This window comes from Bosea sp. BIWAKO-01, from assembly GCF_001748145.1.
In the GTDB taxonomy this organism is placed as follows: Bacteria; Pseudomonadota; Alphaproteobacteria; order Rhizobiales; family Beijerinckiaceae; genus Allobosea.
The window spans coordinates 266,667-288,593 of record NZ_BCQA01000002.1 but is presented as its reverse complement, the minus strand read 5'-3'; the positions used below and the strand labels follow the sequence as shown (position 1 = coordinate 288,593).

The 21,927-nt window shown below is 63.8% G+C and carries 22 protein-coding genes and 1 pseudogene; 4 read left to right on the top strand and 19 right to left on the bottom strand.

Annotated elements, in window-relative coordinates; all coding sequences use genetic code 11:
• Nucleotides 1-609 precede the first annotated feature (609 nt).
• From BIWAKO_RS37510 to BIWAKO_RS33065, 3 genes are all read right to left on the bottom strand, one after another.
• The gene (locus BIWAKO_RS37510) at nt 610-1,311 is read right to left on the bottom strand and encodes a hypothetical protein (protein WP_371332367.1); all 702 of its coding nucleotides are present in this window, start codon (nt 1,309-1,311) and stop codon (nt 610-612) included.
• 709 nt (nt 1,312-2,020) lie between these two features.
• Nucleotides 2,021-2,725, bottom strand: a complete 705-nt coding sequence (locus tag BIWAKO_RS33070) for an SDR family NAD(P)-dependent oxidoreductase (RefSeq protein WP_069883206.1) — start codon at nt 2,723-2,725, stop codon at nt 2,021-2,023.
• Nucleotides 2,726-2,929: 204 nt separating this feature from the next.
• Nucleotides 2,930-3,406, bottom strand: coding sequence for a Ros/MucR family transcriptional regulator (locus BIWAKO_RS33065; protein ID WP_069883205.1), 477 nt, complete (start codon nt 3,404-3,406; stop codon nt 2,930-2,932).
• A 217-nt stretch (nt 3,407-3,623) separates the two neighbouring features.
• Here BIWAKO_RS33065 and BIWAKO_RS37250 point away from each other — a divergent pair, with 217 nt between their 5' ends.
• The gene (locus BIWAKO_RS37250) at nt 3,624-3,746 is read left to right on the top strand and encodes a hypothetical protein (protein WP_274533626.1); all 123 of its coding nucleotides are present in this window, start codon (nt 3,624-3,626) and stop codon (nt 3,744-3,746) included.
• A 247-nt stretch (nt 3,747-3,993) separates the two neighbouring features.
• Here BIWAKO_RS37250 and BIWAKO_RS33060 read toward each other — a convergent pair whose 3' ends face one another.
• Nucleotides 3,994-5,298 carry an ABC transporter substrate-binding protein gene (locus BIWAKO_RS33060; RefSeq protein WP_244523738.1) on the bottom strand — a complete coding sequence of 435 codons (1,305 nt, stop codon included), beginning with the start codon at nt 5,296-5,298 and terminating at the stop codon, nt 3,994-3,996.
• On the opposite strand from BIWAKO_RS33060, the gene BIWAKO_RS37010 reads away from it, so the two are divergent.
• Nucleotides 5,257-5,487 carry a hypothetical protein gene (locus BIWAKO_RS37010; RefSeq protein ID WP_244523743.1) on the top strand — a complete coding sequence of 77 codons (231 nt, stop codon included), beginning with the start codon at nt 5,257-5,259 and terminating at the stop codon, nt 5,485-5,487. The two genes, BIWAKO_RS33060 and BIWAKO_RS37010, sit on opposite strands and share 42 nt — an antisense overlap.
• A gap of 126 nt (nt 5,488-5,613) precedes the next feature.
• Here the strand turns inward: BIWAKO_RS37010 and BIWAKO_RS33055 are convergent, their stop codons facing one another.
• Complete coding sequence (locus BIWAKO_RS33055) at nt 5,614-6,540, bottom strand: alpha/beta hydrolase family protein (RefSeq protein WP_201788729.1); 927 nt, start codon at nt 6,538-6,540, stop codon at nt 5,614-5,616.
• 110 nt (nt 6,541-6,650) lie between these two features.
• Here BIWAKO_RS33055 and BIWAKO_RS33050 point away from each other — a divergent pair, with 110 nt between their 5' ends.
• A complete protein-coding gene (locus BIWAKO_RS33050; protein ID WP_069883203.1) occupies nt 6,651-7,280 on the top strand; it encodes a GntR family transcriptional regulator in 630 nt (209 codons plus the stop codon).
• 520 nt (nt 7,281-7,800) lie between these two features.
• Here the strand turns inward: BIWAKO_RS33050 and BIWAKO_RS33045 are convergent.
• The 8 genes from BIWAKO_RS33045 to BIWAKO_RS33010 all read right to left on the bottom strand — a co-directional run bounded on the left by BIWAKO_RS33045 (nt 7,801) and on the right by BIWAKO_RS33010 (nt 15,424).
• Complete coding sequence (locus BIWAKO_RS33045) at nt 7,801-8,661, bottom strand: isocitrate lyase/PEP mutase family protein (protein ID WP_069883202.1); 861 nt, start codon at nt 8,659-8,661, stop codon at nt 7,801-7,803.
• A 68-nt stretch (nt 8,662-8,729) separates the two neighbouring features.
• Nucleotides 8,730-9,917, bottom strand: coding sequence for an ABC transporter substrate-binding protein (locus BIWAKO_RS33040; protein WP_141740453.1), 1,188 nt, complete (start codon nt 9,915-9,917; stop codon nt 8,730-8,732).
• Between the two features lie 62 nt (nt 9,918-9,979).
• On the bottom strand, nt 9,980-10,702 hold the full coding sequence (locus BIWAKO_RS33035; RefSeq protein ID WP_069883200.1) for an ABC transporter ATP-binding protein: 723 nt from the start codon (nt 10,700-10,702) through the stop codon (nt 9,980-9,982).
• Nucleotides 10,699-11,427, bottom strand: a complete 729-nt coding sequence (locus BIWAKO_RS33030; protein ID WP_069883199.1) for an ABC transporter ATP-binding protein — start codon at nt 11,425-11,427, stop codon at nt 10,699-10,701. The genes BIWAKO_RS33035 and BIWAKO_RS33030 overlap by 4 nt, the downstream gene beginning before the upstream one ends.
• Nucleotides 11,424-12,389, bottom strand: a complete 966-nt coding sequence (locus BIWAKO_RS33025; protein WP_069883198.1) for a branched-chain amino acid ABC transporter permease — start codon at nt 12,387-12,389, stop codon at nt 11,424-11,426. The genes BIWAKO_RS33030 and BIWAKO_RS33025 overlap by 4 nt, the downstream gene beginning before the upstream one ends.
• A complete protein-coding gene (locus BIWAKO_RS33020) occupies nt 12,386-13,264 on the bottom strand; it encodes a branched-chain amino acid ABC transporter permease (protein WP_069883197.1) in 879 nt (292 codons plus the stop codon). The genes BIWAKO_RS33025 and BIWAKO_RS33020 overlap by 4 nt, the downstream gene beginning before the upstream one ends.
• A gap of 27 nt (nt 13,265-13,291) precedes the next feature.
• Nucleotides 13,292-14,626, bottom strand: coding sequence for a phenylacetate--CoA ligase family protein (locus tag BIWAKO_RS33015; protein WP_069883196.1), 1,335 nt, complete (start codon nt 14,624-14,626; stop codon nt 13,292-13,294).
• Nucleotides 14,627-14,641: 15 nt separating this feature from the next.
• On the bottom strand, nt 14,642-15,424 hold the full coding sequence (locus tag BIWAKO_RS33010) for a citryl-CoA lyase (protein WP_069883195.1): 783 nt from the start codon (nt 15,422-15,424) through the stop codon (nt 14,642-14,644).
• 193 nt (nt 15,425-15,617) lie between these two features.
• Between BIWAKO_RS33010 and BIWAKO_RS33005 the strand changes: the two genes are divergently transcribed.
• Complete coding sequence (locus BIWAKO_RS33005) at nt 15,618-16,334, top strand: GntR family transcriptional regulator (RefSeq protein ID WP_084652456.1); 717 nt, start codon at nt 15,618-15,620, stop codon at nt 16,332-16,334.
• 225 nt (nt 16,335-16,559) lie between these two features.
• Here the strand turns inward: BIWAKO_RS33005 and BIWAKO_RS37245 are convergent, their stop codons facing one another.
• The 6 genes and pseudogenes from BIWAKO_RS37245 to istA form a co-directional block, all read right to left on the bottom strand.
• Complete coding sequence (locus BIWAKO_RS37245) at nt 16,560-16,817, bottom strand: DUF2000 family protein (protein WP_069883194.1); 258 nt, start codon at nt 16,815-16,817, stop codon at nt 16,560-16,562.
• A gap of 117 nt (nt 16,818-16,934) precedes the next feature.
• Entirely contained in the window at nt 16,935-17,813 is an 879-nt protein-coding gene (gene rsgA / locus BIWAKO_RS32995) for a ribosome small subunit-dependent GTPase A (protein ID WP_244523724.1), read from the bottom strand.
• 131 nt (nt 17,814-17,944) lie between these two features.
• Nucleotides 17,945-18,160 (bottom strand): hypothetical protein, encoded by a 216-nt coding sequence (locus tag BIWAKO_RS37505; protein ID WP_141740452.1) that lies wholly within the window; start codon nt 18,158-18,160, stop codon nt 17,945-17,947.
• A gap of 457 nt (nt 18,161-18,617) precedes the next feature.
• Nucleotides 18,618-19,223 (bottom strand): alkaline phosphatase family protein, encoded by a 606-nt coding sequence (locus BIWAKO_RS32985; protein ID WP_244523723.1) that lies wholly within the window; start codon nt 19,221-19,223, stop codon nt 18,618-18,620.
• A 442-nt stretch (nt 19,224-19,665) separates the two neighbouring features.
• Nucleotides 19,666-20,394, bottom strand: a complete 729-nt coding sequence (gene istB, locus BIWAKO_RS32975; protein WP_069883189.1) for an IS21-like element helper ATPase IstB — start codon at nt 20,392-20,394, stop codon at nt 19,666-19,668.
• A pseudogene (gene istA, locus BIWAKO_RS32970) lies at nt 20,394-21,894 on the bottom strand (IS21 family transposase). Before istA ends, istB begins: the two are co-directional and overlap by 1 nt.
• Between the last annotated feature and the right edge of the window lie 33 nt (nt 21,895-21,927).

Sequence of the window (21,927 nt, the reverse complement as noted above, 5' to 3'; positions counted from 1 at the left end):
CTGGATCCGAGATCGCGGGGATTTGCTCCTCAGCTTCATTCGTGGCTCTGGCCGCAGATCACTTGGCCAGGCTCTCCCGGCAGCCTCCTCGCACTCATTGTGGAGCTTCGGTTTTCACGCGAGCGAATCTGGCGTCAAAATTAGAACATCGTCGGGCGACCCGATCCTTCGCCCGGAATAAGCTGGCCCGTCGCTCCGAAAGGTGTGGCGGGCCTCTTTGCGGCGGAACCCTGCGTTTCCATGCGCGTTCAGCCTCCGAACTTGGGTAGCGGACTCGCTTGCTGCCGGTAAGCAGTTGCCAGCGCCGCGCTCCTTCGAGGAGATGAATGCAGATTCCGACGTTACCGCCGCGCGCTCTCGAGGGGCTGTTCTGGTGGAGGTACCGCTCATCTGAGAGCGGTAGGGGGCACGATTCGCCCGCGGTTTATGGCGGCCGGAGGCACGGCGAACCCAACCGTCGGACGTGTCAATGCTGATCTCTAGAGGGCGGCCGCGGTCTGATGGCTGACGAAGACGGGGCGGAGACACTGATTGGTCATGACGCCTCATCCGGTTGGCGCGGTTAGTGGATTGCCATAACTTGCCAGCCTCGTGAGCAGGGCCATCGCTCTATTTTGGCAGGTTGCAGATCGCGATGGTGTTTGATCCGCTGGAGGGAGACTTGATTTGCAGCGTCCACCCAGTGTCGAAGCCGATTTTCTTGGCTCGCATCAGATCGACGATTTTCCCGCAGGTCTTACTGGCATCGCCGCTGTTCATATCGATCACCTCCGTAACGGACCGTTTCCCGCCGGACACTGCGCAGGGGGTGCTCGCAAGGCCGGTACGGTCGATGACCCGACAAAGCGCGTGGGCATTGCTAACAGTGTCTGCCTTTGCCTCACCCACCGACGTCAAAGCCAGGACAGCCAACGCTGCCGTGATTTGACACCTCATCTTTGCCGCCCCAACTGTTCCCGTCGCTAGGCTGACATGCTGTCGCAGGCGGCGTCTAGGGGCGCTTTGGGTCCGTCTCGCTTCCTGGCTGTTGACCAGTTTTTCAGACCACTTCAGCGGGTCCCACTCGGCCTTTTGCCAAAGCTCCGGCACGGCAATCTGATTAATCGCGTCAATCAGCGGCTGCTTCGGCACGTTCGTATAGAGCCGGGACATGTCGTCGACCGCATGCCCAAGGATCTGGTCTTTGACGTATGGATGCACGCCGTTGACGACGGCGGGAAGAAATCCGCTCGCCGCCGGGTCGTCGTTAGTCGTGGCTGTTGCGAGTGTCGATGATCCTGATGGTCCCGCTCGGCTCGCGCTTGGGCTCACCTGTCACGGCGGTGGGATCTGATACCGAGTCGGAATAGTGTTTTTCCGCTGCAAGGCCCTCGCTATCGCCCGGTTCGTAAGGCGCATGGGGCCCTGTGGGATGAGCTGAGCGCGGGTTTGGGCCGGCACGACGCTCAGCATCCTCTCCGGACTGTCCGGGGCGTCGGGCTGTCCTGAGGGGGGCGGGTGCATCAGTGAGATGATCGGAACTCCTGCTCATGGTGCGGTCCTCCTAGGCCAGAAAACCTTTGGGCGCGCGATGAGTTCCGCGGAGCAATGCGCCTTATTCCAGAGCTCAGTGGTGAGCAGCTTCAGAATGGAAAACAGGACTCCCGGCAGATGGAGCTGCGCTCCCACACGGCGTGCTAAATCCTTGGTCCCAATGTTTTCTGTTAAGGGCGGAACCGCCCCCCGCACCGGCGCCTTCCTGACATTTGGGACGACTGCTTTTCGGCAATCCTCTTTGCGATTGGTCAAAGGGCGAGATTGTCCCGAAGTTTCGCGTTGTGAACCATGCAGGCTGTCTCCTACTTCAACGGTAAAGTTGCCGTTCTGAAAAGGGATCGAGCGCGTAGTGGTCCAGAGCGTGGCTACACAATTGATGGCGATTTGCGCCAACAGCAGACATCGAGCATCTGCCGGAAAGCTGGCATTCGTTCTTCCGCAGGATGGTGCGCGCTTGCGAGCCAGGCCACTAGTTCACTGGCATTCAGCTTCCGGCCGCGCCGACGGTCATGCCGCCGCAGACATAGAGGGTCTGTCCGGTGACGAAGCCGCTGCGCGCGTCGAGCAGGAAAGCGACGGCGTTGGCGACGTCGTCCGGCTCTCCCATGCGTCCGACCGGAACGGCGTCGAGGATCGCCTGCGTCGCCGGACTTCCGGGGGGATTGGCGCGCTCGAACAGCTCGGTGCGGATCGGCCCCGGCCCGATGCTGTTGGACGTGATACCGTGGCGGCCGAGTTCGAGCGCCCAGACCTTGCCCATGCCGATGAGACCGGCCTTGGTCGCTGCATAGACGCTGCGCCGCTCCTTGCCGAGCGCCGCCCTGGACGCGATGTTGACGACCCGGCCGAAGCCCGCTTCCTTCATTCCCGGCAGGAGCGCCTGTAGGCATTGCAGGCTGCAGCGCAGGTTCAGCGAGACGGCGAGATCGAGATCGGCCAGGCCCTGCTGCTCGACGGTCCCGGGCCGCACTATGCCGACATTGTTGACGAGCCGCGTGATCGGCCCGCCGCGTAGGGCTTGAGACAGCGCGGTGGCAGTGGCTTCAGGATCGGACAGGTCCGCCCGGATGCCGTCGCCGTCGCGATCGATCCCGATCACCTCATAGCCTTCGGCCCGGCAGCGCTCGGCCGTGGCGCGGCCGATGCCGGCGGCGGAACCGGTGATGAGGACGCGTTCCTTGCTGGGCATCAGGATGATCTTCCTCTCGAGGTCAGACGGAGGCGATTGGTGTCACCGGCGAGCCGATCGCGCGGCAGGCGCTGCGGCGGCCCGGTCAGCAGAAAACGCGAGCGTCCTCCAGAGCCCAGCGCAGGCGAAATGAGAAGACGCCGCCGGCCTCCGTGGCTGTCGTGTCCCATGGCGCCGGGCCGCTTGTTTTGGTTCGCGGCAGGGTCAGGCGCTGGGCACCGAACGTGGGCCGCGCTTTGCCCGGGGCGGCTTCGCGACGACGGGCGCGGCCGTTGTCACCTTGGCCTTGCGCCCCAGGCCCGATGCCTTTGCAAGAGCGGCCCTAGCCTCGGAATAGTTCGGTGCGACCATCGGATAGTCTGAAGGCAGGCCCCATTTGGCGCGATATTGCTCGGGGGTCAGATTGTAGGCGGTGCCCAGATGACGTCTGAGGGATTTGAACGCCTTGCCGTCTTCCAGGCAGATGATGGCGTCGGCGGTTACGGATTTCTTGATCGGAACGGCGGGAACGGGCACGACCGGCGCTGACGGGATTTCGGGCTTGGCGCCCAGCTGCGTAAGCGCGGAGTAAGTGCTCGAAATCAATTCAACGAGCTCGCTGCGCGGGAGATTGTTATGCGCGACGTAGGCCGAAATAACCATCGCCGTCAGGTCAGCGAAATTGTCATCTTCTTTGGTCATGGGATTTCCTAAAATATAGAATTATTTTCATGTGCATTTAAACTTTCAGGCGCCGTGTTTGCAATACTCCTTGCGAAGATTCGAATGGTTCTCAGCATACCCAGCGCACACGGGCTGATATCGACGTCGAGCTGGCAATATGACGTCTGCGCGGATCAGCCACATATGCCGGGCTTTGCTTGAGATCGAAGAACAGCAGACGATGTTGGCGGGCGAGATGAGCCACCGGGTGAAGAACCTGTTTGCGCTCGCCAACACGGGCGGGACGTTCTCGCGCGACTGGCAGCGCGAGGGCGTCATCGTGTCGATCGCGTTGCCGCTCTCGGCGATCTCCTCTTAGGCCGCCGCCTGCAGTGCGCCGATATCACCCGCTTCTGCCCGGTCGATTCGCGTCATGTACGGACATTGTATTGCCCAGAAGCAGACCCTAATCAGCTATTCGCTAACATCATTTTGCCGAGGGCACCGGTGACCTGAGACACTGATCCCTCTCCAGATTTGGGTAGAGTGCCGTACCAGGCCTATCTGAGCTGGATCAGGCCGTGGGAGCTTGGAAGCGCGGCCTCATGATTGCGCGTTTCGGGATTTCATTGGCCGATCTTCACGCTCCACAGGCGCATCTTGCCCTCCCAAGGTGCGAAGCCTGTTACGTTTTTGCCGTGAGCCCAGACGGTCAGCCCATTGTACAGGAGCACCAACGGCACGTCGGTCGACATCATTTCATGGAGGCCGTCGAATAGCTGACGCCGTATCGCGGGATCAGTGGTGTAGTATGATTGTTGCAGCAATTCCAACGCCTTGGGATTGTCCCACACCTTCCGGGGCTGCTTCGCTTTATCTCCGCTGAATTGCTCGTAGCTCAGGGCAGGGTCGAGACGGGCCGAGTAGGAGAAAGACATCATCTGATACTTGCCGCTATTGTAGCGATCGAGTTGGGTCGCCCATTCGAGCACCTCAATATCGACGTTCACCCCGATCGCCTTCAGCATGTCCTGAGTGACTAGGGCGACTTGGAAACTCGGCATCGGCGAGCGCTTGTTGGCGATCAGCTTGATCGTCTGACCTCTGTAGGTGCTCTCGCCAAGGAGCTTGCGGGCCCTCTCAAGGTTGAACTCCACTCCCTTCTTCTGCACCGCGCCGAAATACACCGAGCCGGAAAAGACGGCTGAATCGTTCGGGGTCGACAGTCCGTCGCTGGTGGCCTCGACCAGTTGCTTGTAGTCGAGCGCGGCGGCGATCGCTTGGCGGAATTTCTGGTCCCCGATCACGGGGTCTTCGGTGCGAAACAGAATGGCGTGCTTGGAGGAATCCGGTGACGCGAGCGTCACGATCCCGGAATTGCTCCGTAATTCCTGCATGTCGGACGACATGATCTGCGCGACGTCGATGCTACGCGAGGCGATCGCCAGCTTGACGGTCGCGGGGTCCGGGATGACGTCGAGTTGGACGATGTCGATCTGCGGATCCTTCTGGCCGACATATCCATCGGCGGCGCCTGCCGGGGATTTGTAATCCTTGAAGCGGGTCAGGGTCACGCCGCGGCCCCGCTTCCAATCGCTGAATTCATAGGGTCCGGTACCGATCGGCTTGTCCCAGCTTCCATCGGCCATGAGCGAGGACCTGTGGACGATGCCGGTCATCCCGCAGTCGGTGCGCGCGAGCGCGTCGAGGAACAGCGCTGAGGGGCGGTTGATCCTCATGATGAAGGAACTGGGATCCGGCGCTTCCGCAGAAACCACCTGCAAGCCGCTTCGGCCGTCGAACTCGCCGATACAGCGCCAGTCGGTGCTGGGCGTCATGTAGCGCTGCCAGTTCCAGAGAACATCGGCCGAAGTCAGGTCGGCTCCGTTATGGAACTTTACGCCGTGTCGGAGCCTGAAGGTGTAGGTCAGCCCTCCGTCAGAAACGTCAACGCTCTCGGCGAGCAGCGGCCGTACGTCTCCGCCGGCGCCATAGCCGACGAGGCCCTCGACGACGTTGAGAACGACGCTGTCGGTGTTGTCGTCACGATTGATGCCAGGGTTGCTGCTTCGGATATCGGCAGTCAGCGCCACCTTGAGCGTAGATTCCGGCGCGGCTAACGCGGTGCCGCTGCCAGAGGCGGTCAATGTGAGCGCAAATGCAGCGGCTATCGAGTATTTCACGACGGTCCCCTTTCGATGTTCTGCTCAACCTATCGAAGCCTCGGCGTTGGGCCTGCCGGCATTTCAACGCCGCAGTTCGGCCAACCTCCGCGCTAGAAACTCCTGGGCGACGGCGAGAGAGCTGAACGGCTCGTGCCCCACTCCCGGCAGCAATTGAATTTCGGGTTCGACGCCGGCGTCGCGCAGCGAGTGGTGCAGGGCCTCAAGACGCTCTGGCCGAGTGCGGCCGGCCGAGTTTGCCTCCGGCATCCAGTAACGGCCGTTCTCGGTGTGCGTGATCTCATGCGTGTCGGTATCGGCCTTTCCGATCAGCAATTGGACGGCTACGGCCCGCAACGAGTGGAAGTCGAGTGCGCGGCCGAAGCGTCGTTCGACGTCCCGAGTTCCGACCCACCAGTCGCGCGTATCGTCGACCAGGGTCACCGAACCCGGCGCCACGATCGACGCCCCCCAAAGATGCTCGGGCTGCAGCAGCAAGAAGCGATTGGTGAATTGCGCGCCGCCGGAGAAGCCGTACATCCCAAAGCGCTGCGTCACGAGATCGTATCGCGCGCGTACCTCCTCCACGATGTCGAGGAGCAACTCGTCGTAGCGCAGTCCTTGCTCTTCGACGTACTTGTAGCCATCGGCGTTTCCATCACCCGCCACGCCCACGGGAAATAGTGGGCTCACTACGATCACATTCTGGCGCTCGGCGAACTCAGCGAACATGCTGCGGAAGTCCATGAAGGTCCGCGGGCTGCCGTGCACCACAACCAGCAGTTCGGTGCGGGCCGTCGCGGCCCGGTAGTCGGCCGGAACATACAAGCAGTAGGAAAAGCGAGCGTCCGCGCGCGCACTGTAAACCGTCGTGCTTCCCAAATCGTATGGACCGAATGCACTCGGAGACTTTGTCATGGAGCCCGTTGGAAGCCGCCCAATCTGGTTGATCAAAAATGTGATCCAATTTTTGATCAGATACTTGTTTCTATTTTTCGGGGCCAGCGTCAAGCGCTTTCGCGGTAGATATAGTGCCCGCCGGGCAAACGGCGCGTCGTTTCGATGGGTTGCTGCGCGCTGGGGGATGACGTGACGAATTCCAAGAAGCTGATGCGAACGCCATGAACGAGCACACCAGTCCGGTCGACCGCATTGAGGGCGTCATCTCCGCCGTTCTGAACGATATCAACGCCGGGGCCTTTACCAACGGAAGTTGGCTGAAGCTGGCCGAACTCGAAAGCCGTTACGGGTGCTCGCGTGCGGATGCTCGGCGCGCCTTGGAGAAGTTGGCGATCAAAGGCGTCGTTCAGCGCATCCAAAACCGCGGCTTCTATGTCACCAGGATCGATGACACACGTCATAAGGAACTGGTCGAGGTTCGGGTTGTGCTCGAAACGGCGACCTTGGAAGACGTAATCCGAAACGCCAGCCTGCCCGACATTGATGAGCTGGAACGATTAGCGCAATCGTTCAGGGCATTGATACAAGAGGGGACCGTTTTGGAGAAATACCAAGCCAACCAGGCGTTTCACAGCTATCTGACGAATCTCTGCTCGAACAAGGAGCTGGTAAGTCTCACGCTCGAATATCGCGGGAACGCGCGCACCACATCGATCGAGCAGTGGCCATCGTTGGCACGCATCGAACGCTCGGCGGACGAACATTTCGCGATGGTGGAGGCGATCAAAAACGAGGACCTCGAAACGCTCGTCGAGCTCACGCGAAACCATATACGCCAATCGACCTGCTAGCTTCGCGGTTCTCTGCCAGCAGTCGATCGGCTGGCCCGAGCTCTCACGAATGCCCATTGGTCATCCACACCCCGGTCAGCACCGAATCGGTTCGTTACGCCGTATGGTTTCTACCTTGGCAGGGCAGGCTTCTGCATCGCGCCACGTGCGGACATTGGGACATTGACCGAAACCGGACGTAGCTGATCGGGCCGCGTGCCTTCCGTCCACTCCGGAGGCCGTGCGAAATCCCAAGCACGTGACAGCAATTTGCTCCTCGATACATGCGTGCTCAGCTGTCGGAGCGAAGTGGCCAAGGAATAGGGATTTTTTGGTGGCCTGCCCCACAAAAAGCGGGACTCCTCGAAGCAGGCCAGAACTGGCGCCCGCGCACTACATCACGCGGCGCCCGTACTTCTCGCGCGGCTCTAGGCTGCCCGCGTTAAGCGCGATGTCATGCCGGCTGCGCCAACCCAAAGCGCGCCGCCGACTACCTCAGCCGTCGGGCCACCGGGACCACTTCTCCGAACGCACCTGGCGCCTAGTCTTCTGCATTCGCACGCTCGAACGCCCAGACGCGCTCGAAGCCGATCATGCGGACGAATTCGGTGAACGGGTACAGATGGCCATCCCAATCTCGAGTCGAGCCAGTCGACTTGAGGTGCGCGAAAACCAACTGCAACGTACTGGCGGCGGCGAGCAGTCCGGCAACCGGGTAGATCGCGATCTTGTATCCGAGCCCCTCCAATTCCGCGCGGCTGAGGATCGGGGTGCGGCCGCCCTCGACCATGTTGGCCACCAGCGGTGCGTCGAAGGCCCTGCCAATCCGCTCCATCTCCTCCACGCTCTCGGGAGATTCGATGAACAGGATATCGGCCCCGGCCTTCAGGAAGGCCTCTCCCCGGCGCAACGCTTCATCCAGGCCGTGCGCAGTGCGGGCGTCAGTCCGGGCGATAATCTTGAACGCGGACGAAGAGCGCGCAGCGGCAGCGACCTTGATCTTGCGGACGGCATCCTTGAGCGGGATTACCCGACGGCTCGGTGTATGGCCGCATTTCTTGGGGAATTCCTGGTCTTCGAGCTGGATCGCCTGGGCGCCGCTCGCCTCGTAGCCGCGAACGGTGTGGTCGACATTAAGCAGGCCGCCATATCCCGTGTCGCCGTCGGCGATGAGCGGAGTCACCGTGCCCTCGGCGATCTGGCGCACGCGCCCGACCATGTCGGAATAGGTCGCCAGCCCGGCGTCGGGATAGCCGAGATGGGACGCAACCACGCCGAAACCCGTCATGTAGAGCGCGTCGAAGCCGGCCTGGTCGGCGAGCCTGGCCGAAACCATGTCATAGACGCCCGGCGCGACGATCAGCCCGGGCCGGTTCAAGCGTTCGGAAAAAGTCTCGGACATCGGTGGTTCCTGCTGGCGCGGGACCCGGCCGCCATGGCAGCGGCCGGGCCGGTTGCATGCGCGGGCCTCTACGGGGCGGGGTAGGTGATCTTGGCCGCGGCCTTCTCGGCCGGCCAGATGACCTCCTGGCCGCCATCGGGCTTGTATTGCACGGCGATCATGCTCGCGTCGGTGATGAGCTGGTGCTTGCCCCCCATCTCCGAGGCCGTGTAGGCGACCTTGCCATAGGGTGTGTCAAAGGTCGTGGAGCCGAGATTGGCGAGGATCTTCGCCCGGTCCCAGGAGCCGGCGGCCTTGGCTGCATCGCGCAAGGTCTGCATGGCGACGTAGCCCTGCACCGCGCTCGAGACGACTTCGCCGCCGCGCTTCGCCTCGGCCTTCTTGACCCATTCGGCGAGGCCCGGTGTCTTCTGCTTGGCCGACCAGAGATCGACGACGACGACATTGTCGCCGGCTGGGCCGAAATCGGAGCGCTTCTCGCCCGCGCCCTGGGTGACGAGCAGCTTCGGCTTGATGCCGAGCTGCATGGCCTGCCGGGCGATCTGGAGATTGTCGCCGGAATAGCCGATCAGGAAGAGGACGTCCGGGTTGAGGCCCTTGGCCCGGTTGAGAATGGGCGAGAAATCAGGCGTGCCGGCGCGGAAGGGCTCGTTCATGACGACCTCCAGCCCGGCTTCCTTGGCATATTGCTGGGTGAACTTGGCGCCGTCGGTGCCGTAAAGCTTGTCCTCATAGGCAATGGCCAGCGTCTTCACGCCCGGAATGCTCTTGAAGAAGTTCACCGCAGCCTTCTGGCGATGATAGTCCCAGATGTAGACGTGGTAGTACCAATCGTTCTTGCCGAATGTCTCCTCCAGCCGGACGGAAGACGAACCCGGATGGATGAAGATGGGCTCATAGCGCTGCACCGCGCTGAGCAGCGCAAAATCCGAGGTGCTGCCGAAGCCGCCGACGAAGGCGTCGACCTTGTCCTGCGTCGCGAGCTTCGCCGCGATGCTGGCCGAGCTATTGGGTTCGCCCTTGGTATCCTCGATGACGAGCTCGATCTTGCGGCCGAACAATCCGCCCGCTTCGTTGATCTCATCGGCGGCATATTGAATGCCCCAGAGGATCTGGGTGCCGCCACCGGCCAATGCCCCGGTCAGCGGCAGCGGCACGCCGATCTTGATCGCACCCTGCTGGGCCAGAGCGGGCGCGGCCATCGCAGTCCCTGCGAGCATGGCGCCCGCCAGAAGGCCTCTCAATTTGGTCCACATCGTGCTTTCCTCCCTGAATTCGCCTGCTCGCGGATGGCAGGTCTTCGCCTGGGTTCTCAGGCTCACAATCCCAGATAGGCGATCCTGAGCTTCTCGTTGCCGGCCATCTCCTGCATCGTCCCGGTCAGGGCGACCTGCCCCTCGTCGAGCACGAGGCACGTATCTGCGACACTCATTGCCGCGGCGAAATTCTGCTCCGCCATCACGATCGCGCAGCCGCTTGCCGCCTTGATGCGCCCGAGCGCCTCGAACAATTCTTCAACCAGCTTGGGCGCCAGCCCGGCCGAAGGCTCGTCGAGCACCAGCACCCTGGGCTCGATCATCAGCGCGCGCCCGATCGCCAGCATCTGCCGTTGGCCCCCGCTCATCGAACCGGCCAGTTGCCCGGCGCGCTCGCGCAGGATCGGGAAGAGAGCGTAGACGCTTTCGAAGAGACGCTCGCGCTCGCCACTGGCCGCTCTCGACGACAGGGCTTCGAAGGCGCCGCGCAGGTTTTCCGCGACTGTCGCATTGGCGAAGCAGCGGGCGCCGTCGGGAACGAAGGCGACCCGGGCCCGCGCCAGCTGCCAGGGCGACAGCCCGGACAGGTCCCGGCCGTCAAGCCTGAGGCTGCGCCGCTCCGTCTCGACCGTGCCGATCAGCGCGCGCAGCGCGGTCGTCTTGCCGGCACCGTTGGGACCGAGCAGGACCAGGAGCTCGCCGCCCGAGACCGCGAGCGACAGGCCGGGCACGACGACGAGCTCGCCGTAACCCGCCCTCTCGATGGTGACTTCGAACCGGTTCACAGCGAGAACCCCTTGCCGAGATAGGCTTCGCGGACGCCGGCATCCTGCAGCACGTCCTGAGGTTTGCCCTGCGCGAGCAGCCGGCCCTGATTGAGGACGATGGCATGGCCGCAAAGGCGCGCGATGATGCGCATGACGTGCTCAATCACCACAACCGTGACGCCCGAGGCATGGATCTCGCGAACCAGGCCGATCACCTGGTCGGTATCCTCCAGGCTCAGCCCGGCCATGGCCTCGTCGAGCAGCAGAACCGTGGGGCGGCAGGCGAGGGCACGGGCGATCTCCAGCCGGCGCAGATCCGAGACCGAGAGCTGGCCGCAGCGCGTGCTGACCGCGGGACGCAGGCCGCAATAGCGGGCGAGATCGCCGGCGCTGCGCGCGCCACCGGGCAGGGCGCGGCCGGAGCGGGCATAGGTCAGGGGGACCGAGATCACCTCCTCGATGGTCAGTTCCTTTGGAACCCGCGGAACCTGATAGGTCCGCGCCAGGCCGCGATGGACGATCAGGTCGGGACGCAGCCCGTTGATCGGCTCACCGCCAAGGCGGATCTTGCCGCTGCGCGGGGGGATCTGCCCGGAGACCATATTGACGAAGGTGCTCTTGCCCGAGCCGTTCGGCCCGATCAGCGCCGTGATCGCCTGGCCGGGCACGTCCAGCGTCACATCGTCGATCGCCTTGAGGCCGCCAAAGGCGACGGTGCATGTCTCGACGCTGATCGCCGTCATGATGCGAGCCTCGGCTTGGCCTGCACCCGCCCTGGCCTGGGCCGACGCCGCCGCAGCCGGTGCCGGGCGAAGCCGACCAGCCCCGCCGGCATGCCGACGATGAACAGGATGATGATCGCGCCATAGACGACCTGATAGCCGACGCCGCCGACGAAATGACGTGCGACCTCCTCGAGCAGACGCAGCACCACGGCGCCGACCAGCGGCCCGAGTGTCGTGTCCATGCCGCCGAGGATGGTCACGGCGAGCGGCAGGACGTTCCAGTTGGTGGTGAAGACGTCGTCGGGAATGACATAGCCGTAGAGGCCGCAATAGCAGGCACCGGCGAGGCCCGCGACCATCCCGGAGACGACGAAGGCCAGGATTTTCAGCCGCGTGACAGGCACGCCCGAGGCGGCAGCGAGATCGGGATTGTTCCTGATCATGAAGAAGGCCGGACGAAAGCGCTGGCCGAGGAAGACGTCACTGACGATCGCGGCAACGACCAGGCAGCCGGTGATGAACAGGAGCTGCAGCGGAGGCGATCCGCCCGCGATCACCGGCGGCATGATGCCGGTCGAGCCGCCCGTCAGCCCGGGCGTGACCAGGATCACGACATGGATCGACAGGCTGAAGGACAGGGTCGCGATGGTGAAATAGAGCCGCCGCAGGCGCAAGGTCACTGCGCCTAGCAGCAAGGCGACCGCGCCACAGAGCAGGATGCCGACGGTCCAGCCGAGGACCGGGCCGAGCGCCGGCGTCAGCAAAGCCGAGCCGTAGCCACCGATGCCGAAGAAGGCGGCGTGGCCGAGCGAGACCTGGCCGGTACGCGACAGGATATCCCAGGCCAGAGCGAGGATGGCCGAAATCGCCGTGCCGATCGCAACCTGAACCAGGAACGGCCGATCCGCGGCCGCGATCAGCAGGAGCGGCGCCGCAATCGCCGCATAGAGGGCGAGCCGTGCGGGAAGACCGGAACTCATGCCTGCACCTGCTTGCCGAACAGGCCGCTCGGGCGGACCAGGAGGACGAGCAGCAGAACCAGGAAGGAGACGCCGAAGCCCCAGCTGCCGCCTCCCGATACGAAGGTGCTGATCAGGCCTTCGATCAGGGCGAGGATGGCCGCCCCCATCAGAGCGCCGGGGATGTTGCCGAGGCCGCCGAGCGCGATGATGGCGAAGGCGCGGATGACGAGGTCGACGCCAACCGTCGGCTGAACGTAAAGCACGAGCGCGACGAGCCCGCCGGAGATGCCGGCGGCTGCGCCCCCGATCGCGAAGGACAGTTCGAAGACGCGGTCGACATTGATCCCCGCATGCATCGCGAGCGCGGGATCGTCGCTGGCGAAGCGCATCTGCGTGCCGTAGCGGGTATGGTTCTTGATGCCGAGCATGATCAGGAAGAGCAGCAGGCCGACGAGCGCGACGACGATATTGTTGCCGGGAATGGTCACGCCTGCGAACTGGAGCGACGGCAGCAGCGCCGGCGCCTGCATCACCCGCGCATCCGGCGACCAGAGAATGATCGCGATGTTGAGGATCAGGATGGACAGGCCGAGCGTCGCCAGAAGCTGATTGTGCTCGTCCTGCTTCAGCACGCGGGCCAGGAAGCCGCGATAGACCAGGATGGAGAACAGGCCGAGCGCGACGCCTGAGGCCAGCATGCCCAGCCATGGCGACAGCCCGAAGCCGGTGTAGAGCCAATAGGTCAGGAATGCGCCGAGCATGACGAATTCGCCATGCGCGAAATTGATGATGCGCGTCACGCCGACCGTGAGCGTCAGCCCGGCCGCAACGGCCGCGTAGAGGCCGGCAACGCTCAGCGACAGCAGGACCGCCTGGATGATCGACGCGGTCATGTCCGTCCATCCTCCACGCAGAGCATTTCAGTCATCGACTGTCTCCGTCGACGCTTCGGAGAAATCGAGCAGTCGCGACTTGTATTCGCTGCGCGGCAGCGTGCCGGCCGGCGCGAGGTGCACGGCGGTGGTCACGACAAGCGTGGCGCGGATATCGCTCTCAATCTTCTCGCGCAGGCCATCCGAGGCGGCCTCGCCTTCGGCCAGCTCGACGACGACTTTGAGCGGCGGAGCCTGCTTGACGCCCTTCGCGGAGGGGCGGACCGAGACGACGCCGGTGACGGCGGGAGCAAAGCGGTTGACGACCTCGCGGATCGCCGAGGGAAACACGTTCACGCCACGCACGATCAGCATGTCATCGGTCCGGCCGATGCAGCGCACCCGCGGCGCGCTGCGGCCGCAGGAACAGGCCCCGGTGCGCAGGACGACATGGTCGCGGCTGCGGAAGCGCAGCAGGGGCGCGCCGCGATGCCTGAGATGCGTGTAGACGAGTTCGCCGGTCGCCCCGTCGGTCTGAGGGACCTGCTTGCCGGTCTCGGGATCGATCAGCTCGAAATGCACGAAGCCGCGCCCGGAGAAGTGCATGCCCTGCTGTTCCTCGCACTCGCCCCAGAGCGAGACGGAAATGTCGCCGATCCCCATCGCCTCGGTGACCTTGGCGTTCCAGGCCTGTTCGAGCTTCTCGCGCATGGCCGGCTCGCCGCCGCCCGGTTCGCCGGCCACCATGATCCGCTTGACGCTGCTGTTGGGCAGGTCGAGACCGCGGGCCTCGCCGATCTCGGCGAGATGCAGCGCATAGGAGGGGGTGCAGGCGAGGATCTGCGGCTTGAGCAGCTTCACGGCAGCCAGCAGTCGCTCGGTGTTTCCGGTCCCGACCGGGATGTGGCAGAGGCCGAGGCGCGGGAAGGAATCGAGTGCGGCGCCGGCGACGAACGGCCCGGCATTATAGGTCGAGATGATGCGCTCGCCCTTGTTCAGGCCGCTGGCGCCGTAGCTGCGGGCGGAGGTCCGGACCCAGTTTTCCAGATCGCCCGCGGTCAGCGGAATGTAGCTCGGAATGCCGGTCGTGCCGCTGGTGGAGAAGATGCGCACCACCTCCTCCAGGGGCGCCGCGAGATGGGTCCCGATCGGATGAGCCTCGCTGCGGCTCTGGCGCAGTTCGTCCTTCTCGGTCAGGGGCAGCGCTTCGATGTCGTCGAGCCCGCCGACCGATTCCGGCGTCGCGAAGCCGCTTGCCTGCAGCTTCTCGCGAAAGAAGCGCGAGCGCTCGAAGAGATAGCCGACCTGTTCGCGATAGAGCCGGTCGTCATGCGCTCGCTGCTCGGGCCAGGGAAGTGTCTCGATATCGGGCTCTTGGAGCATGTCCCGGTCCTTCGCTTACATCGTGGGGTCGTAGGCGATCGCTTCCTCGGCGTGGTGCGCGAGAATGAAGCCGATGGGGCGTTTCTGTTCCTCGGCGAGATGCCCGAGGAGACCCGCTGTGCGGGCCAGGATCGGCACGGCCTTGATCATCGTGTGCGGGAAATCGAGGTCCATCAGCACGGCAGCGATCGGCCCCGAGACGTTGAGCGGCATCTGGCGGCCCCATGCCGTCGCGACAGCGCCGCGCATCCGCTTCAGGAGGTCGAGATGGCGACCGGCAATGCCGCGCTCTTCGACCAGAGCGAAGATCCGCTCGGTTCGCGGATCGACGGGATGATGGATGGGGTGGCCGAAGCCCGGCATCTTGCCGCCCTCACGCCGTGTCCTGGCTGCGATGTCGTTGACGACGGCATCGGGATCCTCACCGCCATCAACCCTGGCAGCAGCTTCGGCCAGCACCTTGGCGCATAGTTCGGCGGTGCCGAGAACCACCGTGCCGCAGCCGAGAATTCCGGCGGCCACGGCGCATTGCAGGCTGTCCGGCGCGGCAGCCAACGTCATGCGCGCGGCCTGCGCCGTCGGCGTCAGCCCATGCTCGGCGATGGCGACGAGGAGAAGATCGAGGAAGTAGCGCTGCTGCTCTGACGGCTTCGTGCCAGTCACCAGAAAGAAGAAGAATTCGGTGAAGCCAAAATGGCCCATGATCTCGCTGGCGAAATCCTTGCCCCGGATCTCGATCCGATCCGGAGTGGACGTGCAGATGCCCGTAATCGCCGGGCCAGCCTTGCCAATCAACATATCGCTCCTCCTGCGTGGCCGGTGCGGAGCGAAGCGAAAGCCACGCAGCGGCGAGAGCCGTGCGATCAGTCCCGGATGGGAGATAGGCGTTTCCTCTTCGCCGCTTTTGGCTTATTTTGTCTTTTAGGTTTGTAGGACAATATTGCAGGCGGAAACGTTGTCAACCGGGTTTCCTGCTGCTAGGCACATCGTCATGACGACACTCGACAACCACCGCGCCAGCGCTTTGCCCGAGCCCGAAAACGGCGACGGTCCGGCGCGGGGTGGTACCGTCGAATACGTCCTCGATCATTTGCGCAACGGCGTGCTCCAGGGCCGCTATGCGCCGGGGCAACGCCTGATCGAAGCCGATCTGACACGCGATCTGCGGGTCAGCAGAGGTCCGCTTCGAGAAGCCTTTCGACGCCTCTCCGCGGAGGGCATTCTCGAGATCGTGCCGCATCGCGGCGCCCTCGTGCGCCGACTGACGCTTCGCGAGATGAAGGAACTGTTCCAGATCAGGCTCGGCCTTGAGACTCTGGCGGCCCGGCTGGCGGCGGAGGCGATGGCCGATCCGGAGACGAAAGCGCAGTTCGAGCGGGAAATCGAAACAATCTGGGATGAGCATCCGCGCCCTCCGGGGGCGGAATACATCGATGAAAACCATCAGTTTCACGATGCTGTCGTTGCTGCGAGCGGGAACGAGCAGTTGCTCAAGCTGACGCGACAGCTCCGGCTCCCCGTCCTGATGTATCAGCTGGCGGGAACGCTGAAGACCGAGAACATCGCCGCTTCGCTGGCCGAACATCGCGCCATCGCGCGCGCCATCCTCGCCGGCGATGCCAAACTTGCCGAAGAGCATGTGAGGGACCATCTGCAGCGCGCCCTGGGCGTTGCGCACGCAATGCCGCACCGCGTTTTCGCTCGGTAGGCGAAGCATTCAATTTGGCAGGGAACAGCGCGTATTGGCGATTATCCCGAGCCAGTCTTTGAATCCGAAGGCGCTGTCAGGTCGAAACCAGAGATCGCGCGCAAGCCGTGTGCCGGCGCGCCTACGGAAGCGAGTAATTGTCGCACGTCAGCCTCGGCGAGTGATGGCGAACGAGTTACCGTGAGGTGTCAGCCGGATTGCGGCGTCACAGGTGATCCGGCCTCGCTACGGCCAAGTGCGCCGATCAGCACTAAGGATGCAGCTTTGATCCCTTGGTCGCCTTGTCCACGTCCTCTTTGGGCCCGCGAAGTGCCACCCAATCAGGCCAGGCTCCTCCGCGGGCTCGACGCGGAAAGCCTCGCGGTTCGCCGCATCGTGCCCCGTCGAGAACATCGCCTCGACATAGGCGGCACAGGTAAGATTCCTCTCCTGCGCCTGCCGACGCGCACGGAGCAGCGCGGGGCGGTCAGCGGCAAAGATCATAATGGGCTGACCCCAGCAGCGCGCTTACGAACTCGACCAGGACAAGGTCGCGAACCCGCCCAGTGAAAAAGGGCGCGAGCGGGTGAGGTTTGGGCTCGGCCGAATCAGACGCCCCGCCTACCGCCTCTTCCCCCTCGGCCCCTTCACCTCCAGCGTCTTTGCCCTGTTCTCTAGATCGAGCTTGCGCCAGCGTGCCAGACGCTCAGGGTCGATCACGCCCTTGGCGACTGCCTCCTGAACCGCGCAGCCGGGTTCGTGCTCATGGGTGCAGTCGCGGAAGCGGCAGAGCGGGCTTAGTTCCGTGATCTCGGCGAACAGCGTTTCGAGACCAGACGCCGCATCGCTGACATGGAGCGTGCGCATGCCCGGCGTATCAATCACCCAGCCGCCGCAGGCAATCGCATGCAGCGAGCGCGACGTCGTGGTGTGGCGCCCCTTAGCGTCGTGGGCGCGGATGTCGCCCGTCTGCTGCGGTTCGCCATCGATGGTGCCGGTAAGCGCGTTCACAAGCGTCGATTTGCCGACGCCGGACGAACCGACCAGCCCGAGGGTGCGGCCTTCGCCACACCACGACGCGAACGCAGCCGCCGCGTGAGAGCTGCGCGGATTGACGGTTGCAACAGCCAGCCCGCGCTGCAGGGCGGAGGCCTGGTCGAGATAGGGCTGCACGTCCGGCACGAGATCGGCCTTGGTCAGCAGGATGACGGGTTCGGCTCCGCTCTCATTGGCCAGCGCAAGATAGCGCTCCAGGCGCGCGACGTTGAAATCAGCATTGCAGGAGGTGACGATGAACAGTGTGTCGATGTTGGCCCCGGCAAGCTGCGGCGTCATGCTGCCCTCGGTGCGCCGCGCCAACACCGTCGCGCGCTCCAGCCGGCGCCGTAGCAGATGTGTGCTGGGCTCCACCAGAACCCAGTCACCCACCGTGAAGTCGCCTGTATTGGTATGGACCGGCAGCTTGAGCCTGATCGGCCCATCGGGCGTGATTGCGCTCATGCGGGTGCGGTGCACCGAGCCGATGCGCGCAGGCCGGAGGCAGGCGTCATCTGGTCCGCATTGATCAGCAAAGAAATCCGTCCAGCCCAGAGCCGCAAGTGACAGTGGTGCGGAGGCAGTGTCGCCTTGCGTCACAGTATCGCCCCACCGCTCGGCGTCCTCGTCATGGACGACGATAGAGCGGGGTTTAGGCCGGGTTGCAAGCGCCGGAAGACCGGAAAGTGAGCGTAGTCCGTGACGCCGATCGAGCGGATCGCGTCCGCTACGGGCTGGCCCCGCGAGACCAGAATATCGGCATGGCGCAGCTTCGCGACGATCGCTGCGGGCTTATGACGCTTCTTCGACATTGTGGTCCACGTGTCTGCCGCAAGACATATGTCAGCCTGATTGCAGATCTCTATTCGGCTCAGTCTCGTACGAGTGGCACTCGCCCTAGCCATGGAATCTTTACTGGTCGCTGCGAAATGCAGCAGCCTCTCAACCGGCGACACGAGCCTTCGCGGCATCTTCGCTAAGCTGTGTCGCAATGGAAGAGCTGGTTCGACGGGCTGCAATCCGATTTAGCGCTCCAGAAAGCTGGCAGCCGCGCTGCGCCATTTGCGGAGATCGGCGCATTGCCCAGAAGCAGACGCTACGAGTGTGCTGACTAGAGTTCCGCTCTCGACCCAAGTACGACTCTCAGCACCCCAGCGGATGAGGTCCGCCGTTGGGCCCTTTCCCGACATCTAGGGAGTCTGCTTTCGGGCAGATTGCAGAGAGCGGCGGGCCGGTCCAGGCCCGCTGCTCTGAGCATGAGGAAGGCTGTTAGCCGCCATGACCGCCTATCCGCGGTGGGTTTTTTGGGTCCATCGCTGGCACAGGGTTCGCCGGGTCCTGCAGATTGGGGCGCAGGTCGTTCGATGCCCCACCGGGGAAGCGGCGGATGCTTGGATACTCTATGATCGATTTGTTGATCTCGATCAGCGCCGGATAGATGAGCGCGAGCGCCCAGCCGTTGTCTTGACCTGAATATTTACCTGGCGAACTCGATGGCATTCGATACGACACGGCGCCGTTGAACGTCATGTCGTACTTCTCATAAGGGTCCATGGTGAGATTGTAGGCCGCACCAATGCCACCGAGATTTTGCTCCGGCCCGAGCCAGGTGTCCTTGGCCGTCCAGAGATACTTCCAGGCGGTTTTTGGATTGGGATTGTCGGGGTCCCCGCCGATATCGACGCGGATGCCACCAAATGCCTCGCCGTCGATATAGACGAACGAGTTCCGTGCCGAGGTCGGCGACTTGCCTGTCACGTAGCCACTGTTGTCGATGCCGTCGAAAAAGATCGGCCTGCCGTTATTGTCGACCCATGCTCCGGTCGGCGGAGGTGTGAGCCCGGTCATCGCGGCAGTCGTCGGCCACACGTCCATGTGGGACATCATCTGATCAAGGACCGTCCCTTCCGGAATCCTGCCGGGCGCCCACATGATCCCTGGCACGCGGAAGGCGCCTTCGAATGAGCTTCCCTTCTCGCCGCGGAATGGCGTAACGCCGGCGTCCGGCCTCGCAGGTGAGGATGACTATGGTGTCAGGTGCCTCGGCACGAATGGTATCCATAATGCGGCCGACATTGGCATCGAGCTCGAGCATCGAGTCGGAATAGTTGCCGAGCTTTGATTTGCCCTTGTAAGGGGCCGCCGGGGCACGACCAATGTCCGCAACACCTCGAGCGTGTCAAACGGCACGCAATGTTGCCCCCCGATCGGCGTCCAATGTTGACCCCTTGATGAGGTGAGGCGGTCAGGAGGCGGCGCGGCGCAGCTGGCATGGGTTGCGCAGCCGCGCCGGCTCCGGGTCGGTGGAGCGCTTGGCTCAGAGCCTATTCTTGAAGCGCCAGCTCTCGTTGCCGGTTTCGACGATGTCGCAGTGATGGGTCAGCCGGTCGAGGAGCGCGGTCGTCATCTTGGCGTCGCCGAAGACGGTCGGCCACTCGCCGAAGGCGAGGTTGGTGGTGACGATGACGGAGCTCTGTTCGTAGAGGCGGCTGATCAGGTGGAACAGCAACTGGCCGCCGGATTGGGCGAAGGGCAGATAGCCGAGTTCGTCGAGGACGATGAAGTCCATGCGCGAGAGATAGTCGGCCATGCGGCCTTGCCGGCCGGCGCGGGCCTCGGCCTCGAGCTTGTTGACGAGATCGACGACGTTGAAGAAGCGCCCCCGCGCGCCGGCACGGATGCAGGCCCGGGCGATCGCGATGGCGAGATGGGTCTTGCCGGTCCCGGTGCCGCCGACGAGGACGACATTGCGCTGATGCGCGATGAAGTTGCCGCCAGCCAAGTCGTGGACGAGCGTCTCGTTGAGCGGAGTACCGTCGAAGACGAAGTCGCCGACATCCTTGGCGAGGGGCAGCTTGGCGATGGTGATCTGGTACTTGATCGAGCGCGCCTGCTTCTCGGCGATCTCGGCCGATAGCAGATCGCCGACGATGCGCTGGGGTTCGTGCTGGCGCTTCACCGCCGTGGTGATGATCTCGTCGAAGGCGGCCTTCATGCCGTAGAGCTTGAGCTCGCCCATGGTGGCGAGAATCTCCGAGCGTTCCATCACACGGCTCTCCTGAGGCTGTCGTATCGGGCACAATCGGCCGCGGGCTCATGGCGCAGGCGAAGGGCATCGGGCGTCATGATGGTGATCGCAGCCGCCGGCTCCCGGCGCCGGGCCAGGATGTTGAGAATGACGTCGGCGGAATGGACGCCTTGCTTCAGCCCCTCGGCGCAGGCGGCTTCGACCGCCGGCAAGCCGTCGCTCAGCACCGTGGTCAGGATATCGACCATCTGTCGGTCACCATCCTGCACCGCCGCCAGCTTCCGGCGCACCCGATCCAGCGAAGCCGGAAGGACCCAGTCCTTGAAGGGCGCGCCATTGCGCAGGGCGCCCGGCTTGCGGGCCAGCACCGGCACATAGTGCCAGGGATTGAAGGCGGTCTGGTCCCGACCGTAGCAGCGGGGATGCTCGCCGACGATGCGGCCGTCCTGGCGCAACTCGACGCGATCGGCATAGGCGCGGATCTCGACCGGCCGGCCGATCGCGCTCGCCGCGACCGAGTACTTGTTGTTGTCGAAGCGCACCAGGCAGGTCTTCGACACCGCGGCCGGCAGCGCATGGAAGCCGTCGAAGTGGCCGGCATAAGGCACGAGGCTTGGCCGCTCGGCTTCGAACGCCTCCCAGATCGTCTGATCGCGCCGCTCGGGATGGCGGTGGGCCTTGGCATAGCTGAGCACCTGATCCATCAGCCAGGCGTTCAGCTCGTCGTAGTTCTTGACCCTGAGCCGCGGCGCGAAGAAGCGCTCGCGCACCAGTCCGACCTGGTTCTCGACCTGCCCCTTCTCCCAGCCGGAGGCAGGCGTGCAGGCGACGGGATCGACCAGATAATGGCTGCACATCTGCAGGAAACGGCGGTTGTAGGCGCGCTCCTTGCCGACGAAGATGGTCTCCACTGCCGTCTTCATGTTGTCGTAGATGCCGCGCGTGCAAGCGCCCTTGAAGAAGGCGAACGCCCGGTCATGGGCATCGAAGACCATCTCCTGGCTCTCGCGCGGATAGGCCCGCACGAACAGCATGCGCGAATGGCAAAGCCGAACGTGCGCCACCTTCACCTTGGTCGTCGCACCGTTGATGACGACGATCTCGTGGCTCCAGTCGAACTGGTAGGCCCTCGCCGGGCGCAAAGCTCAAAGGCACATAGGCATCGGCCGTGACGGCGGACTGCTCGCGTCGCCAGCCCCGCGCATAACGCCGAACAGCATCATAGCTGCCCTCGTAACCTTGGCCCCGCAACTCCTCGAAGATACGGATCAGCGTCAGACGCTCGCGGGCCGGCTTGCCATCGTTCACCGTCAGCAGCCGATCCAGATCGCCACGCCAAGGACCGATCCGCGGCAGAGGCTGCACCTTCCGCTCGTACTCGAAGCTGGTGGCACCCGAGCGCAGCACCTTCCGCACCGTGTTCCGCGAAACGTGAAGCTCGCGGACAATCTCCTTGATCGTCTTCTTCCGGACCGAAAACTCGCGCCGGATCCGCGCAATCGTATCCAAGCCCTTCATCCCCCGCCCGCCCGTCTGAAACCTGAACGGGCA